This window comes from Streptomyces sp. NPDC002499 (assembly GCF_053595415.1).
Map to the genome: position 1 here is coordinate 361176 of NZ_JBSFXO010000004.1, position 16932 is coordinate 378107.

Annotated in this window: 11 protein-coding genes and 1 pseudogene; 9 read left to right on the top strand and 3 right to left on the bottom strand. The window is 72.4% G+C overall.

What is annotated here, in order from left to right:
- Position 1: 1 nt before the first annotated feature.
- Complete coding sequence (locus tag ACWD5F_RS12695; protein WP_451253710.1) at positions 2 to 2938, top strand: beta-galactosidase; 2937 nt, start codon at positions 2 to 4, stop codon at positions 2936 to 2938.
- A 122-nt stretch (positions 2939 to 3060) separates the two neighbouring features.
- Entirely contained in the window at positions 3061 to 4179 is a 1119-nt protein-coding gene (locus ACWD5F_RS12700) for a hypothetical protein (protein ID WP_451253712.1), read from the top strand.
- Here ACWD5F_RS12700 and arfA read toward each other — a convergent pair.
- A complete protein-coding gene (arfA, locus tag ACWD5F_RS12705) occupies positions 4176 to 5696 on the bottom strand; it encodes an arabinosylfuranosidase ArfA (protein ID WP_451253714.1) in 1521 nt (506 codons plus the stop codon). The genes ACWD5F_RS12700 and arfA overlap by 4 nt on opposite strands.
- A gap of 246 nt (positions 5697 to 5942) precedes the next feature.
- On the opposite strand from arfA, the gene ACWD5F_RS12710 reads away from it, so the two are divergent.
- The 6 genes and pseudogenes from ACWD5F_RS12710 to ACWD5F_RS12735 all read left to right on the top strand — a co-directional run bounded on the left by ACWD5F_RS12710 (position 5943) and on the right by ACWD5F_RS12735 (position 12922).
- Positions 5943 to 6608 carry a toxin-antitoxin system, toxin component family protein gene (locus ACWD5F_RS12710; protein WP_451253715.1) on the top strand — a complete coding sequence of 222 codons (666 nt, stop codon included), beginning with the start codon at positions 5943 to 5945 and terminating at the stop codon, positions 6606 to 6608.
- Entirely contained in the window at positions 6605 to 7891 is a 1287-nt protein-coding gene (locus ACWD5F_RS12715) for a DUF6545 domain-containing protein (protein ID WP_451253717.1), read from the top strand. The genes ACWD5F_RS12710 and ACWD5F_RS12715 overlap by 4 nt, the downstream gene beginning before the upstream one ends.
- Positions 7892 to 7993: 102 nt before the next feature.
- Positions 7994 to 8458: a toxin gene (locus ACWD5F_RS12720; RefSeq protein WP_450352590.1), complete on the top strand. Its 465-nt coding sequence runs from the start codon at positions 7994 to 7996 to the stop codon at positions 8456 to 8458.
- Positions 8455 to 9471 (top strand): annotated as a pseudogene (locus ACWD5F_RS12725) (MAB_1171c family putative transporter); the annotation flags it as partial. The gene ACWD5F_RS12720 and the pseudogene ACWD5F_RS12725, both read left to right, overlap by 4 nt.
- Before the next feature lie 710 nt (positions 9472 to 10181).
- The gene (locus ACWD5F_RS12730) at positions 10182 to 11357 is read left to right on the top strand and encodes an MAB_1171c family putative transporter (RefSeq protein ID WP_451253719.1); all 1176 of its coding nucleotides are present in this window, start codon (positions 10182 to 10184) and stop codon (positions 11355 to 11357) included.
- Positions 11358 to 11413: 56 nt separating this feature from the next.
- A complete protein-coding gene (locus ACWD5F_RS12735) occupies positions 11414 to 12922 on the top strand; it encodes a pyridine nucleotide-disulfide oxidoreductase (protein WP_451253721.1) in 1509 nt (502 codons plus the stop codon).
- A gap of 43 nt (positions 12923 to 12965) precedes the next feature.
- Here ACWD5F_RS12735 and ACWD5F_RS12740 read toward each other — a convergent pair whose 3' ends face one another.
- A complete protein-coding gene (locus ACWD5F_RS12740; protein WP_451253723.1) occupies positions 12966 to 13838 on the bottom strand; it encodes an SMP-30/gluconolactonase/LRE family protein in 873 nt (290 codons plus the stop codon).
- Positions 13835 to 14608 carry an IclR family transcriptional regulator gene (locus ACWD5F_RS12745; protein ID WP_451253725.1) on the bottom strand — a complete coding sequence of 258 codons (774 nt, stop codon included), beginning with the start codon at positions 14606 to 14608 and terminating at the stop codon, positions 13835 to 13837. Before ACWD5F_RS12745 ends, ACWD5F_RS12740 begins: the two co-directional genes overlap by 4 nt.
- Before the next feature lie 262 nt (positions 14609 to 14870).
- Between ACWD5F_RS12745 and ACWD5F_RS12750 the strand changes: the two genes are divergently transcribed.
- On the top strand, positions 14871 to 16925 hold the full coding sequence (locus ACWD5F_RS12750; RefSeq protein ID WP_451253726.1) for a TerD family protein: 2055 nt from the start codon (positions 14871 to 14873) through the stop codon (positions 16923 to 16925).
- Positions 16926 to 16932: the final 7 nt, after the last annotated feature.

Below are 16932 nucleotides of genomic sequence, written 5' to 3' on the forward strand. Positions count from 1 at the left end.
CTTGGGGCTCAGCAGACGTACCTTCAGCGCACTCGCCGGATCGGCCGCGCTCGGCCTGGCGCTCGGCGGCAGCGGGGCGGCGAGCTGCGCCTACGCCGCGCCGAGCGCGCCCACCGGCCCCTCGCCCGCGCCGCCGGGCGCGGACGGCCGCCGGCACACGATCGAATTCGACCGCTACTCGCTGCTCGTCGACGGCAGCCGCCTGGTCGTCTGGTCGGGCGAGCTGCACCCCTTCCGGCTGCCGAGCCCGTCCCTGTGGCGGGACGTCCTGCAGAAGATGCGCGCGCACGGCTACAACGCGGTCAGCATCTACGTCTCCTGGAACTACCACTCCCCCGCGCCCGGCAGCTACGACTTCACCGGCGTCCGCGACCTGGACCTGTTCCTGACGATGGCCGCCGAGACCGGCCTGTACGTGATCCTGCGCCCCGGCCCGTACATCAACGCCGAGATCGACGCGGGCGGCTACCCCGGCTGGCTGACCGTCACCAAGGGCACGGCCCGCACCTCCGACCCGACGTATCTCGGACACGTCGACGAGTTCCTCACCCGGGTGAACGCGATCGTCGCCCGCCACCTGTACACCGACGGCGCGGGCACGGTCCTGCTCTACCAGATCGAGAACGAGTACAACGCGTACGTCGACCAGCCGGCCGGCCGCGACTACATGGCCCACCTGTACGCGAAGGTGCGGGCCGACGGCATCGACGTGCCCCTCTTCCACAACGACAACGGCCGCAACGGCTACTGGACCCCCGGGAGCTTCGACATGGGTGGGGAGGAAGGGCGTTGGCTGTACGGCTTCGACGGCTACCCCTCCCCCAGCCAACCCGCCCCGGACTGGGGGCACTTCGGGATCGGCGGCGCGAAGGGCGGGGCCACGGCCAGCCCGGACACCCCGGGGTTCGTGCCGGAGTTCGGGGGCGGCTGGTTCGATCCGTGGGGCGGGGTCGAGTTCAAGGGGAAGGGGTACGCGGAGTCCCGGCGCACCCGGGACGCGGCGTACGAGCGGCGCTTCTACCTCACCAACCTCGCCAACGGCATCACCCTGCACAACGTCTACATGACCTACGGCGGAACCAGTTGGGGCTGGCTGCCCGCGCCGTGCGTGTACACCTCGTACGACTACGGGGCCGCCATCGACGAGGCTCGGCAGCCCACGGCGAAGCTGGTCCCCATGCACCAGCTCGGGCATCTGGTCCAGCACGTGCCCGACCTCGCCAAGCTGGACCGGGCGGCGGACGTCACGGTGACCGGTCTGAAGGCGTACCACCTGGCCAACCCCGACACCGGCGCCCAGGTCTACGTCCTGCGCAACGACGGTACGAAGGCGGTCACTTCGACCCTGCCCGGCATCGACGCGCCGGTCACCGTGCCGGCGAAGGACGCGCGACTGCTGGCCGCCTCGATCCAGCTCGGGCGGCGGAAGGTGCGGTACTCCACCGCCCAGCCCATGCTGGCGCTCACCGCCGGACGGCAGGAGATCGCCGTGCTCACCGGGCCCGCGGGCGAGCAGACCGTGACCGCGATCGAGTGCGAGGTCCAGCCGACGGTGGCCGTGCTGGACGGGGACGCCACCTCCACGTACACCGACGGGCTGCTGCGGATCGAGGCCGAACTGGGCGGACTCACCCGGGTGTTGGTGTCCGGTGGCGGCACTGCCACCCCGCTGCTCCTGCTGCTCGCCGACGACGAGACCTCCCTGCGGCTGTGGCCCTACGACACCCCGTCGGGGGCGGTCCTCGCCTACGGGCCCGCCCTGGTGCGGACGGTGACGGTCACCGGGGTGACGGTCGCGCTCACCGGGGACACCGTCACGGACGCCGAACTGGAGGTGTGGGGGCCGCGCGGAATCCTCGAAGTCACCTGGAACGACAACGACTTGACGACCGCCGCCGCGCCTTCCGGAAGCCTGCGGGCCACGCAGCCGCTGCCGGGTGTCGGTACGGTCGCCCTGCCCTCGCTGGCCGACGGCTGGCGCAAGAAGGCCGAGAACCCGGAGGCCGCCCTCGCCTTCGACGACTCCGCCTGGAAGACCGCCGACCGCACGACCTCGTTCAGCACCACACCGGTCCCCGCCGGACAGCCGGTGCTCTTCGCCGACGACTACGGCTTCCACTACGGAGACGTCTGGTACCGCGGCCACTTCGCCGACGCGACCGGCGCGCAGTCCGTGTCCCTCGCCTACAGCACGGGCACGCAGGGGCTGCTGCTCGCCTGGCTGGACGGGCAGCCGCTGGGCGCGCACCGGATGCCGGTGCCGGACAAGACCTCGGTCCGGCAGGGGAGTTGGACGGCCACGGCCGAGTTCGCGGTGCCGCAGGCGCTGCGCACCTCGGGCGCGCACGTGCTGTCCGTGCTGGTGCGGCGGATGCAGCACGACATGGACGGCAAGTCGACGGACACCCACAAGGTGGCCCGCGGGCTGACCGCGGTGACCTTCAAGGGGGCCGCTCCGAAGGTGAGTTGGCGGATCCAGGGCGAGGCGGCGTCCGATCCGGTGCGCGGGCCGCAGAACAACGGCGGGCTGTACGGGGAGCGCAACGGCTGGCATCTGCCGGAGTTCGGTGACGGCGAATGGGCTCTGGGCGAATTGGTGAACGCCGAGAAGCGGCAGGGCGTGACCTGGTACCGGCGCAGCTTCAAGCTCGCCGTCGACGCCGGGATCGACGCGTCGATCGGGCTGGTCCTCAACGACGACGTGGCCCGCGCCTATCGCGTCCAGATCTTCCTCAACGGCTGGAACATGGGCCAGTACATCAACGACGTCGGCCCGCAGCACACCTTCGTCCTGCCGAACGGGATCCTGCGCACCCGCGGCACCAACACCCTTGCCCTGGCGGTCCTTTCGGACGGCACCACGGCCTCGGGTCCGGCGGAGGTGGGCCTGACGCTGCTGGGTTCGGCGGCGGGAGGGGTGCCGGTGACGGCGGTGTGAGGGGCGCCAAGTGTCGGGCGCGGGCGTGACCTGAAAGGGACGTACGCCCGCATTGCCTTCTTCGGCAGGCTGGTTCACCGTGTGGGCCCATGGGCCGCGGACGGTGATGAGGGGGAACTCCCGTGCGAAGACGGCGATTCATCAGTGGCGTGGTGGGAGTCGGGGCCGGACTCGGTCTGGTCTCGGCGAGCACGGGAGCGGCCAGTGCGGCCGCGGCGAGGTCGGCGAGCGCCGGGGTGCCCCACGACTGGACCGCCGTCCCGGCTCCGGACTGCGCCCCGGCCGCCCAGCTGCTGGACGTGGCCGCCGCCGGCCCCGGTCTGGCCTGGGCGGTCGGCGAGGAGGGCCGCAACGGCGGCACGCGCGGGACCCCGTTGGCCCTCGTCTGGGACGGCTCGGTCTGGAGCCGCGTCGACCTCTCCCACCTCGGCTTCAGCGGATACCTGCACGCGGTCGCCGGCACCGCCGAGCGCGCCTGGGCACTCGGCCACGGCACGACGGGCGGGTACCGGCTGCTCGCCTGGGACGGCGTGACCTGGCAGGACGCCGACTTCCCCGGCCGCGGAGCCTCCGGCACCGACCTCACGGACGTCGCGCTCGGCCCCGACGGCGACACCTGGATCTCCGGGCGCTCCAGCGACGGCCTGCTCCTGCTGCACGGCCACGGCGCCGACTGGACCTGGGAGCCGGCGCCCCCGAGCGGCACCACCGCCACCCCGTCGGGCCTGCGCGTCCTGCCCTCCGGTGACGTCTGGGTCTACGACAGCGCCCTCATCGCGCGCTGGGACGGCACGGCGTGGACCGAACTGCCCACGCCACCCGGCATCCGCGCCTCCGTCACCGGCCTCCTCCCGGTCGCCGACGACGACATCTGGCTCACCGGCTACTCCTACGGGGTCGGCGGCCCGCCCGGCAAACCCCCGAGCGTCACGCTGATGCACGGCGACGGCAACTCCTGGACCTACGTCACCACCCCGTTCACGGTCGGCATGCTGTCCGGGATCGTCGACGACGGCCAGGGCGGCCCCGACCGCATCACCGGCTGGGACTTCTGGGACCAGACCCGCGCGCACCACCTCCGCTGGGAGAACGGGAGTTGGGTGAGCGAACGCGGCCCGACCGCGACCACTCCGGTCCTCCCCCTCGCCCTCGCGGCGGTCCCCGGCACGGGCGGCTACTGGGCCGTCGGCACGACGTCCTCGTACCCGTATCCGCCCGCACAGGTGCACATCGAGAACTAGGCCAGTCGGATCACGTTCCACGACAGGGGTTCCAGTACGGCGGTGAGGGTGCCGTCCGTGAGGGTGGTGCCCTCGACCGGGTGGGGGGTGACACGGTCGGGGTCGGCGAGGGTGTTGCGGGCGTCCGGGTCGGCGTCCGCGAGGGCCGTGTGTTCGGCGACGGAGGTCAAGTCCAGGCCGGACAGGGCGACTTCGAGGGGCAGCGGCTCGGTGCGGCTGCGGTTCACGGCGAAGACGGTGACGGTGCCGTCGTCGGCGCGGACCGCGGTGGCGTGCAGCAGGTCGGTCTCGCCGTACACCTTGGTGTCGTGGGTCGGCGAGTCGACGCGGACGTCGAGGACCTGGCCGCGGCCGAAGCGGGAGGCCTGGGCGAAGGGGAAGAAGGTCGTCTGGCGCCAGGCCGGGCCGCCCGGTTCGGTCATGATCGGCGCGATGACGTTGACGAGTTGGGCGAGGCAGGCGACCGTGACGCGGTCCGCGTGCCGGAGCAGGGCGATGAGCAGCGAGCCGAAGACGACGGCGTCCAGGACGCTGTAGTTGTCCTCCAGCAGGCGCGGCGCCTCCGGCCAGTCGGCCGGGTCCGCGTTCTTCGTCTGCTCCTCCCAGTCCGCCGTGTACCAGACGTTCCACTCGTCGAAGGAGAGGTTGATCTTCTTCTTCGACTTGAGGCGGGCGCCCACGTGGTCGGCGGTCGCGACCACATTCTCGATGAAGGACTCCATGTCGACGGCGGAGGCGAGGAAGGAGTCGAGGTCGCCGTCGTGCGGCTGGTAGTAGGCGTGCAGCGAGATGTAGTCGACCAGGTCGTACGTCTCCTGGAGGACGGTCGCCTCCCATGCGGCGAAGGTCGGCATGGCCTGGGACGAGGAGCCGCAGGCGACGAGTTCGACGTCGGAGTCGATCTGGCGCATCGCGCGGGCCGTCTCGGCGGCGATCCTGCCGTACTCCTCGGCCGTCTTGTGGCCGGTCTGCCAGGGGCCGTCCATCTCGTTGCCGAGACACCAGACCTTGATGCCGAAGGGGTCCTTGTCGCCGTGCGCGATCCGCTGCTCGGCGAGGGCGGTACCGGCGGGGTGGTTGGCGTACTCCTGGAGTTCCAGGGCCTCGGCGACGCCTCGGGTGCCCAGGTTGATCGCCATCATCGGCTCCGCCTGGGGGCCGACCTTCTTCAGGAACGCGATGTACTCGGAGAGACCGAACCGGTTCGTCTCCGTCGAGCGCCAGGCGAGGTCGAGGCGGCGGGGGCGGTCCTCGGCCGGGCCGACGGAGTCCTCCCACTTGTAGCCGGAGACGAAGTTGCCGCCGGGGTAGCGGATGGCGGTCACGCCGAGTTCGCGGACCAGGTCGAGGACGTCGGTGCGGATTCCGGCCTCGTCGGCGGCGGGGTGGTCCGGTTCGAAGATGCCGGTGTAGACGCAGCGGCCGAGGTGTTCGACGAAGGATCCGAAGAGTCGGGGGTTCACCTCGCCGACCGTGAAGGCGGGGTCGAGCGTGAAACGGGCGGTGGTGGTGCTCATGGGGACCCTTCGGGAACGGGGGCTGGAACGGGGTTGGTGGCCGTCCGGGATATCGACTCTCGCTCGCATCCTCGAACAGGACCGTAAGGAGGAAGCGCTTTCTCGGTCAATGGTCCGGGCGGAACTTTCCAGCCAGAGGGGTAGTTCCGCACTGAACCACTCGCACCGGATCACATGACGTGGACCGGACCTGCCGCGTACGCTCGAACAGCCCTGCCGCCCGGCGGCCGGGCGGGAAGGGGCACGATGGACATCGCGGGCGCGCGGAGGAAGGCGGCCGGGATCGCCGCTGCTCTCATGCGCTCGCGAAGAGCCGCCGGGCCGCGCGTCGGCACCCGTCTCGGCGCGTACTTCGGGACGCGCGCCGGCACCCGCTCGGGGATGCGGGAGCTGACGGCCCGCCTCGGAGCCGCGGTGGCGGCCAGACCCGACCCGCCGGCCGGGGTGCGCGAGCTGTGCCGGGCGCTGTGCGAGGAGATGAGCGCACTGCGCGGCGGACGGCCCCTCGATCTGCGCTTCGAGCGGTTCCCCGACGAGATCGAGGTCACCGGACTGTGGGTGGAGTTCCAGGACTTCGACCTGGTCATCGTCGAGGAGCGGGCCGAGGCGGTGCAGCAACTGGTCATCCTGGGCCATGAGTTGTGGCATCTGCACGCCGCGCACGGCCATCACCACGTGGCAGGACCTGTCGCCGCGCACGCCCTGGCCGACCGGCGGGAGTGGACCGACGCGGCGCTGACGGTGGCCGCGCGCAACGGCTCGCGGCAGAGCGACGAGGCCGAGGCCGACGACTTCGGGCACCGGCTCGCCGCCGCGTTCCGGCCAATGCTCGACGGGCGGACCCCCGGCGGGGACCTCGACCCCTTCCAGCGGTCCCTGGGCTACCGCGGGCGCGGCGGGCCGCCGCGGTGAGCTTCGTCAACGAGTTCTACCCGTCCTTCTGGTGGATCCCGGCCGGGGTGCTGACCGCCGCGCTGGCCATCAAACTGCCCACCATCATCCGGCTGTGGAGCGACCCGCTGCTGCGGGCCGTCGGCGGTCTGCTGCTGCTCGCCTGCGCGGTGTTCGTGTTCGTCGCGCCCGCCACGATCGCCTGGGTCAACCGGGTCACCGGCGTCACCAACATCTCGGCGCCCTGGGTGTATTCACTGCTCACCGCGTTCTGCGGCTCCTGCCTGCTGCTGATCATCGCCTGGCGCAACGGCCTCGCGGACCGCTCCGCGCAGACCGTCCGCGCGATGCGCTGGGTCGTCGCCACCTACTCGGGCGTGATCGTCGCGCTGTGGGTGCTGTTCGCGCTCGGCGACGCGCCCGTGGAGCGGCTGCGGGACCTGGACACGTATTACGCCAATACCGCGTACCTGCGCGAGATGATCCTGCTCTATCTCCTCGCCCACACCGTGGCCACGCTGATCACCTCGTGGCTGATCTGGAACTGGGTGCGCGCGGACGGCCTCGACGCGTGGCTGCGCTGGGGGCTGAAGTTCCTCGGCGTGGGCTACGCGATCCAGTTGGCCTTCGACGCGGCCAAACTCACGGCGGTCGCGGCCCGTTGGGCCGGGCGGAACCTGGACTGGCTCAGTACGGGGGTGGCGCCGCCGATCGCCTGTCTGTCGGCCATCCTGATCGCGATCGGCTTCATCCTGCCGCACGCCGGCCAGTACCTGCACGACCGCTGGCGGGTCCGGTTCGCGCACCGCGAACTGCGGCCGCTGTACCTGCTGTTGCGCACGGTCAACGGCGGCGGCACGCCGTTCCTGCTGCGGGCCACGCCCGAACTCCGGCTGATCCGCCGGGAGACGTTCATCCGGGACGTACTGCTGCCGCTGGCCCGGCACATCGACGAGGACCGCCGCCGCTCCGCCTACGACGCCGCGCTCGCCCTCGGCTTCGAGGCCGGCCGGGCCAAGGCGCTCGCCTCCGCCGTGAGCATCCAGGACGCCGTCGCCGCACGGCACCACGCGGCGGACGGGGCGGGCGACCACGACGGCGACACGACGGATCTGCTGCGGGAGATCGGCGCGGTGTCGCGTGCGCTGCGTCGGCCGGAGGAACTGTCGGCGGTGCGGTTGCGTGCGGGGGCAGGTGCGGGGACCGGGACACGGGTGGGGGCAGGTGCCGAGGCGGAGGTGACGGTTCGGTCGCCGTCCGCGACGCATCCCTCGCATCCTCCGGCGGAGGATCACGCGGTCTGAGAGCATGTCGGCTGTTGCACACACGGCCGTCGAACACCCGAGCAGCCCCGGGGAGCGCGGTGCGAGCCGACAGGGAGATGCGCGGTGGGGACCAACAGGGACATGCGTCGTCTCGCCGACGTCCTCGTCGACCCCATCCGCGTGCCGATCCCGGCCGACCCGGAGGTCCTGTTCGAGGCGCTGGTCGACTCCGTCAGCGCCTGGCGCGGCCGTGAAGTCCTGGTCCACCGCGCGGTGTTCCCGCCGCACACGGCCAGCGGACTGTGGCTGGAGGGCGAGGCCCACGACGACGTCGTCGTCGACCGGCGGGCCGCGCCCTGGCACCAACTCGTCATCTTCTGCCACGAGGTGTGGCACATGCGCCAGGGCGGCACCGGCGGTGCCCGTACCGACTTCAGCCTCGCCGAGGAGCAGGAGGCCGACCGGTTCGGGATGCTGATGGGCGGCCGGCTGCGCACCTGGCTGGAGGCGTCCACGGACTCCGTGTTCGCGTCCGCCGGCAACGACTCCCCCGACCTCGCCGGCCGCATAGGCGCCGCGCTCAACCACCGTGGGACACAGAGATGAGCGGTCTCATCAACTACGTCAGCTGCGGGATCCTCTGGCTCGGCCTGCTCGTCAAATCCCCCGACCTGCGCCGCCACCGCCACGACCCCTATCTCCGAGCGATCTGCGTGGTGCTGGGCCTGGCCGGCCTGTGCTTCTTCCTCGGGGCGCCGCCGACCGTGGCGTACGTCAACGGCGTCAGCGGAGTCCCCAACCTGGCCGCGCCGCTGACGTACGCGTCGATCACCGTGTACAGCGCCGCCGCGCAGGTCCTGATCGTGTACTGGCGGGGCGGGCCGCACGTGCACCGCGTCGCGCGCCGCTGGGTCGTGGCGTACGCGCTGATCGTGCTCGGCATCGCGACGACGTTCGCGCTCGGGGACGCGCCCGTGGAACGCCGCACGGACCTGGACACCTACTACGCGACCACCCCCTTCATCGCCGAGATGATCGTCCTCTACCTGGTCGGACACCTCGCCGCGACCACCGTCACCACGGTGTCGTCGCTGCGCTGGGCCCGCCAGGTCGACGGCTGGCTGCGCGCGAGCCTTTTGACGCTGGGCATCGGCACGCTGTGCAACGCCGGGTACAGCGTGAGCAAGCTGGTCGCCGTGATCGCCCGCTGGTGCGGGACGGACTGGCCGGTGCTCGGCTCCCAGGTCCCGCCGGCCGCGGCCGGGCTCGGCGCGGTCCTGACGGTCGTCGGCGTGCTCCTCCCGCTGATCGGACCCCGGCTGAGCGCGTGGCGCCGGTCCCGCCGGACATACGCCCGACTCGCTCCGCTGGAACGGGAGTTGGACGACCTCCTGACCCGGCGCGCGCTGCGCCTGCCGCGCCCTCGCTGGTCCTCCCCCACGACCCGGCTGGTCTGGCGCCAGACCAGCATCCACAACGGCCTCAGCCACCTCGACGCGTACTTCGACCACGCGCTGTACGAGCGCACGCGGGAGGAGGTCCTGCGCACGACCGCCGACGCCGACCGGGCCGAGGCCACGGCGTGGGCGACGGTCATCGTGGCGGCGATCGCGGAGGAACCGGAACGGGTGGACGCCGGGACGGCGGGGGCGTGGACGGCGCCCGGGGCTGGAGTCGGACTCGGGGGTGGAGTCGGGTTCGGGGACGAAGGCGAGCTTGTGGAGCGGGTGCTGCCGAGGGCGAGGGACGGCGGGCTCGGGGGGCGGGTCGGGGCCGAGGTGGCGGGCGTGGCGGGCAGGACAGAAGCCGGAGCGACGGGTGGCCCTCCGGGGCAAGCCGGCGCGTCCGGCTCAGGTGCGGGCGCAGGGTCACCCGGGCAGGTGTCGCCGGGCGTGCGGGACGACGGGCTCGTGGGGCGGACCGGGGCGGGGGCGGTCGGCAACTCCTCGGGGCAGGCCGGAACGTCCGGCGCGGGTGCGGGAACGGGGTCGCCCCGGCGCGTGTTGCCGGGCGCGACGGATGACGGGCTCGTGCGGCGGACCGGAGCCGGGACGGTCGGCAACTCCTCGGGGCAGGCCGGAACGTCCGGCGCGGGTGCGGGAACGGGGTCGCCCCGGCGCGTGTTGCCGGGCGCGACGGATGACGGGCTCGTGGGGCGGACCGGGGCCGGGGCGGCGGGCAGTCCCCCGGGGCGGGTCGCCGCGGCCGACGTGCCTGCGGGAGCCGGGTCGCCCGGGCGGGTGCCGGAAGTGGAGGTGTTGGTGCGGATCGCCGACGTGCTGGCCGAGGGGACCGTCGTCGCGGGGGTCCGGGTGCCGACGGGAGCCGCGTGAGTCTCGTCGTCTATGTGGCCGCGTGCGCGCTCGCGCTCTCCTCGGGCCTGCTGTTCCGTCGGCCGCGTACCGTCGCGCGGGATCCGCTGACCCTGTCGACCTGCGTGGCGATCGTGCTCGGCTCGCTCGTCTTCGCCTGCTCCGCGCCGCTGACGCTGGCCGCCGTCAACGACCTCACCGGCATCCCCAACTTCGGTGCCCCGCTGACCTACGGCATGCTCACCGCGTACAGCTGCTCCCTGATCGTGCTGCTGATCCACTGGCGGGGCGGGCCCCCCGCGCGGGTCCGGCGGGCGGTGCTGGCCTGCGTGACCGCGTACGGGCTGCTGGTCGTCGCGATCGTCGTGCTGTTCGCGCTCGCGGACGCGCCCGTGGAGCGGCTGCGGGACCTGGACACGTACTACGCGAACACGCCGTACATGCGCGAGATGATCCTGTGCTACCTGCTCGCGCACACCGCGGCCATGGTCGTCATGTGCGCCGTGTGCCTCAAGTGGGGCCGCGAGGTGACCGGTCTGCTGAGGATTGGGCTGCGGCTGATCCTCACCGGCGCACTACTGGACGTGCTGGGCTTCCAGCCGGCCAAGTACACGGCGGTGGTGGCGCGTTGGTACGGCCACGACCTCGACTTCCTCTCCACGTCGGTGGCGCCGCCGCTCGCCTCGCTCGGCGCGCTGTTCTGCTCGGCCGGCTTCGTGCTGCCGCGGCTGCTGCCGCCGGTCGCCGCGCACTGCCGCAGCCTGGGCGAGTACCGGCGCCTCGGTCCGCTGTGGGCACGGGTGCGGTTCGTGTCGACCGCGCCCAAACAGCCCTCCGCCTGGTGGCAGTTACCGCTCGCCCGGCTGCGCTGGCGTGAAGTCTCCATCCACGACGCGCTGTTGGCACTGGCGCCGTACTTCGACGACGGCGTACGCGAGAAGGCCCGGCGGGCGGCGCTGAGTTCGGGCCGGGACACGCATCAGGCGCGGGTGGTGGCGGAGGCCGCCATGCTCGCCGACGCCGCCCGCCGGGCCGCCGCACGGGCCCGGCCCCTCGACCCGCCGAGCACGTACCGCCTGCACGCGACCGAGGTGGCCGGTCCGGGCGGCCTGGTCGAGCTCGCCCAGGCCCTGGCGGAGACCCCCGCCTGCGACACGCTGCGTGAAGGTACCGTGAAGGCTTCCCATGGCTGAGTGCGCCCGTGGCTCCCGCCCCGTGGCCGACCCCGTGGCCGAGTGCGAGGAGCCCCATGCCGAGTAGAGCTGTCGTCATCGGTGCCGGCCTGGCCGGCATGCTGGCCGCGGCGGCCCTGTCCACCGCCGTGGACGAGGTGATCGTCCTCGAACGCGACGACCTGCCCACCGGACCGGAGCACCGCAGGGGCTTGCCGCAGGGCCGGCACGCCCACCTCCTCATGCCCGGTGGCCTGATCGCGATGGACGACCTCCTGCCGGGCATGGACATCCGCCGACGGCTGCTGGACAAGGGCGCCCACGAGATCTCCTTCAGCTCGGGCATGCTCGCCCGCACCCCGGAGGGCTGGCTGCGGCGATGGCGGCCCGAGGGGCCCCGGATGATCAGTTGCAGCCGGGCGCTGGTCGACTGGGCGGTACGGGACGCCGTGCTGGGCCTGGGCGGGGAGGAGGTCGGGCGGGCCCGGGTGGAGGTTCGGCGGGCCCAAGCGGTGGAGTTGCTGGGCGACGCGGGTCGCGTGCGGGGCGTGCGGGTGTCGACCGCCGCTAGGGGCGGGGAAGTCGACGCGGAACCGGGCATCGAGCGCGACGCTCTGCACGACCACGACCACGACCACGACCACGGCTCCGACGCCGACACCGACCTCGACGCCGATCTCGTCGTGGACGCGAGCGGGCGTGGCTCGCGGATCCTCAAGTGGCTCACGGCGCTGGGGATTTCGGAGGTCCGGGAGAAGACCGTCGACGCCGGTCTCGTCAACGCCACCCGGATCTACCGCACTCCGGCCGGCGCCGAGGACTTCCCGCTGACCGTCGTGCACGCCGACCCGTACTCCGGCCGGCCGGGTCGCAGCGGGATGGTGATGCCCATCGAGGGCGACCGCTGGATGGTCAGTCTCGCCGGGTCCCGTGGCGGCGAACCCTCGGCCGACCCCGACCAATTCCTGCGCCACGCCATGGAGTTGCCCGACCCCGTCGTGGGCCGGCTGATCTCCGGCGCCGAACCGCTCACCGACATCCACGTCGGCCGCGGCACCGCCAACGTGCGGCACTACGTGGAGAAGGCGCGCGACTGGCCCGACGGCCTCGTCGTGCTCGGCGACGCCCTGGCCACGTTCAACCCGACCTACGGACAGGGCATGTCGGTGGCCGCGCTCGGAGTCCAGGCCTTCGCACGGGAGTTGGCCCGCGGCGGGCCGACCGTGCCGGGTCTGTCGCGCCGGGTGCAGCGCGCGGCGGCACGGTCCGTGGACGCGGCCTGGGCGGTCGCCGTCGGGCAGGACGTCTGGTACCCGGGCACGCGGGGCGGGCAGCCGGGCACCGCCGACCGGCTGGTCGCTGCGTACTCCCGCCGCCTGACCAGAACCGCCACCGGTTCCTACCAGGCGGCGGCCGCCGTGTGGGACCTGTCCAGCCTGACCACGGGCCCGACCCGGGTGCTGCGCCCCCGGACTCTCCTCGCCACCCTCAACGGCCCCTTGCTGCCACCGCTTACGGAGCCGCCGTTGACCGAGTCCGAGCGGAAGATCCTGCGGTCGCTGGACCGGACGGGCCGGGCCGAGTAGTTGGGGGGGGCCGGGCGGAGAAGTGGCCCAGCCCCCATGGCTCTCAGCCCGCGAACGCCGGTTGTGCCAGTCCCTTCCCCGCGCCGGGCACCACCAGCAGCGAGCCGGCGGCCGGGAGGGGTGCGGTGAGACCCGTACGGGCCGTGGTGATGTACAGGTCGGTGAGGTCGGTGCCACCGAAGGCACAGGCGGTGGGCCTGGGCACGGGCAGCTCGATGACCCGGTCCAGCGCACCGGCGGGCGTGTAGCGGCGCACGGCCGAGCCGTCCCACAGCGCCACCCACACGCACCCGTCGGCGTCGACGGTGAGCCCGTCGGGGAACCCGGCGCCGTCCTCGATCTCGGCGAGGGGCCGCCGGTTGCCGACTCGCGCCGCACCCTCGTATCCCTGGTCTCCCGCGTAGTCGAAGACGTCGATACGACGGGTCGGGGAGTCGATGTAGTACATGAGGCGCCCGTCGGGGCTCCAGCCCGTGCCGTTGCTGACCGCCACGTCGTCGAGGACGGGTTCGACCGTGCCGTCGCCGGTGACGCGGGAGAGCGTGCCGCCGCCGGGGGCCTCGTCGTAGCGCATGGTGCCGGCCCAGAGGGAGCCGTCGGGGGCGACGGCGGCGTCGTTGGCGCGGCGGCCCGGAACGGGTTCGCGGTGCAGCCAGCGGAACGAGTCGTCGGGGTCGACGAGCCCGACGCCGTCCCGCAGATTCAGCACCAGCCCACCACCCACGCGCGGCTTGGCGGCGCCGACGTGCTGTTCGGTGGTGCGGACGGTGCGGTGTCCGGTGGCGGGGTCGTAGGTGTGGACGCGGCTGCCGAGGATGTCGACCCAGATGAGCCGCGCGGCGTCGGCGTCCCAGGTGGGACCTTCGCCGAGGGCGGCCTCGGCGAGCACGGCCACCTCGTACGCGTACGCCGTCATGCGACGCTCCGGTGGCCGAGGCGCTCGGAGAGCTCCACGGCACCCTTGGCGGCGAGCTGCTCCAGCTCGACCCGGCGCTCGTCGCTCCAGCGGATCATGGGTACGGAGATGGAGAGCGCGGCGACGACCTGCCCCGTGCGGTCGCGCACCGGCGCGGCGACGCAGCTGACGTCCGGGTTGGACTCACGGCTCTCCACGGCGATGCCCCGCAGCCGGATCTCCGCCAGGGCCTCGCGCAGGGCGGTCGGCTCGGTGATGCTGTTGGGCGTCATCGCGACGAGGTCGGCGTCTTCCGGGATGCGCGAGTCGAGCTCGGGCTGCGGGAGGGAGGCCAGCAGCATCTTGCCGACGGACGTGCAGTGGGCGGGCAGCCGGCGGCCGGCGGCCGACACCATGCGCACCGCGTGGGTGGAGTCCACCTTGGCGATGTAGATGACGTCGGTGCCTTCGAGGATGGCCACGTGCACGGTCTCGTCGCAGGTCTCGGCGACGGACCGGGCCACCTGCTGCCCCTCGGCGGCGAGGTCCAGCTGCTCGGCGTACCTGCTGCCGAGCTGGTACGGCCGCACCCCGAGCCGGTAGCGTCCCGGCTGCCCGGGCACCTGCACGATGTACGAACGGGCGGCGAGCGTGGTCACCAACTCGTGCACGGTGGTGCGCGGCAGCTGGAGCTTGCGCACTATGTCGGGGGCGGAGAGCGTCCCGTCCCCGTCGAGGAAGAGCTCAAGAATGTCGAGAGCCCGAGTCACGGCAGGTACGAGGCGTCCCACGACCGGCCCCCTCCCTTGGTTGTCTGTAGCGTCTGCGTTCGAGATTTCAACAGACGATCGGAATGACGAACGAGGACAGGCTAGCCATAGTGCGTTTGCCCGGGCAATGGTCCTGCGGGCACCACCTCGCGGGCCGGGTGAGTACTACTGTCTCCCATGTGCGACACGTCACATCATGTCGTGCGGTGGGCGGGCGAGGGCGGGAGGGGCCCTCGGCGTCCGGAAGGTGTGATTGGGGGGTTCCGTGCAAGAGACGCATGAAATGGCCAAGGGTTCGAACGTATCCCTTACGGCCCTGAGCGAGAACGTCGATTCGGTGATCGTCGGTCTGGGCTGGACCAGCCCGAGCGGCGAGGGCGACGCGGACGTCTCCGTCCTCCTCGTCGGCCCGAACGGCAAGGTGCGCAGCGATGGCGACTTCTACTTCTACAACAACCCGGTGGCCGCCGACGGCAGCGTGCAACTGCTGGGCAAGACGCCCACCGAGGACGGCAACGAGGACCGGATCGGCTTCGATCTGACCGCCGTTCCGCCGGACGTCGAGCGGATCGTCGTGGCCGCGAGCCGGTACGAGGGCGCCCGGTTCGGGGAGTTGGAGGGCTTACGGGTGACGCTGGCCGACGCGGCGGGCGAGCATCTGCTGCGGTTCTCGATCGACGACGCCGGCTCGGTGAGCGCGTTCATCTTCGGCGAGCTGTACCGGCGCGGGACGGAGTGGAAGTTCCGGGCCGTGGGACAGGGGTACGAGACCGGACTGGCCGGTCTGGCAACGGACTTCGGCGTCGACATCGATGACGAACCGGCCGAGGCGGGGGTCGAGACCGACATGGCCGGCGCCGAGGCGGGAGACGAGCCTGCGGGGGCTGTCCAGCCGACGCGGCCCGATCCGCAGCAGGATCCGCGGCCGAACCTGGAGGCCCTGCCCGCTCCCCGGCAGCCCGGCGACGACGCCGAGAACGGCCCGCGGAAACAGGGTGCGCGACCTCGTACGGCGAAGAAGAAGGTCACCTTGCCCAAGGTGACCAGGAAGTCCCTCGCGGACAACGAGACGTGGCGGGAGGCCCGGCTCTTCCCGGTCTCGGTGCTCAAGAGCGACCGCGACCGCGAGACGCGGGCCACGTCCGTGCTGTTGTCGGTGATGGCGCAGGTACCGGAGTTCGGCCGCAGGCTCACGGCGGCGTTCGGGGCGCCGGCCGGCCGTATGGAGACGTTCACCGAGGTGGCCCTGCCGCACGGCGACACGCCTCGGCGGCCCGACGGGGTGATCCGGATCGAACGGGCCGGAAAACTGTGGACGGCGCTCGTCGAGACCAAGACCAACGGCAACGCCCTCAAGGCCGAACAGGTGCAGGCGTACATGGACATCGCCGCCCGCCGCGGCTACGAGGCGGTGATCACGCTCTCCAACGACGTGGCCCTGGAGGGCAGTCCGCTCGTCGACGTCAGGATCGACGGCCGGCGCAAGCACAAGGTGGCGCTCTGGCATCTGTCCTGGGCCGAAGTCGCGCACCAGGCCCAGCTGTTGATCCGGCACGAGGGGGTCGGCAACGCGGCCCACGCCTGGCTGCTCCAGGAGTTGCTGCACTATCTCCAGCACGAGAACTCCGGCTGCCATGGCTTCCAGAACATGGGCGCGGCCTGGGTGCCGGTGCGCAACGGCATCGACGACGAGACCCTGTGCCAGGGCGATCCGCGGGCGCTGGAGGTCGTCGAGAACTGGGAGCGGCTCATCCGCCAGGTCTGCCTCGGCCTCGGCGGCGAACTCGGCCAGAAGGCGCTTCCCGTCCAGCGCACCAGGCGCGGCGCGGACCCGGGCACCCGTCGGGCCCGCCTCGCCGACCAGCTCTGCACCGACGGGCGGCTCCAGGCGGAGGTCCGTATCGAGGGCACCCCCGGCGTGCTCGCCCTCACCGCCGACCTGCGCACCGGCCGGCTGCGCACCTCCCTCGACCTCCCGGCACCGGACCAGGGATACCCCCTGACCTGGGCCAAACGCCTGATCCGCCGTCTGGACGAGGCACCGGCCGACCTGCACGTCGAGACCCTGGTCGAAGGCGAGACGGGAGGCCCCCGAGGCACCCTCGAACGCCTCCGCCCCGAACCGGCCGACGTCCTCCCCAAGAACCCCACCACCCGCATCACCGGCTTCCGCCTCTCCCTCATCAAGAACATGGGCAACGGCCGCGGCAACGCCGAAACGGGCTTCATCCGCAGCGTCAACGACGCGGTCAACCGCTTCTACACGACGGTGGTGGTCCAGGTGGAGGGGGCGACACCGCGGCGGGCGGGGGCGAAGGAACGGAGCGGAACGGGCTGATCCACTC

Excerpts from the sequence above, each read along its gene's own strand:
- ACWD5F_RS12720 (WP_450352590.1), top strand. The coding sequence starts at position 7,994 with ATGCGTCGTCTCGCCGACGTCCTCGTCGACCCCATCCGCGTGCCGATC.
- ACWD5F_RS12735 (WP_451253721.1), top strand. The coding sequence starts at position 11,414 with ATGCCGAGTAGAGCTGTCGTCATCGGTGCCGGCCTGGCCGGCATGCTG.
- ACWD5F_RS12740 (WP_451253723.1), bottom strand. The coding sequence starts at position 13,838 with ATGACGGCGTACGCGTACGAGGTGGCCGTGCTCGCCGAGGCCGCCCTC.
- ACWD5F_RS12750 (WP_451253726.1), top strand. The coding sequence starts at position 14,871 with ATGGCCAAGGGTTCGAACGTATCCCTTACGGCCCTGAGCGAGAACGTC.
- ACWD5F_RS12710 (WP_451253715.1), top strand. The coding sequence starts at position 5,943 with ATGGACATCGCGGGCGCGCGGAGGAAGGCGGCCGGGATCGCCGCTGCT.
- arfA (WP_451253714.1), bottom strand. The coding sequence starts at position 5,696 with ATGAGCACCACCACCGCCCGTTTCACGCTCGACCCCGCCTTCACGGTC.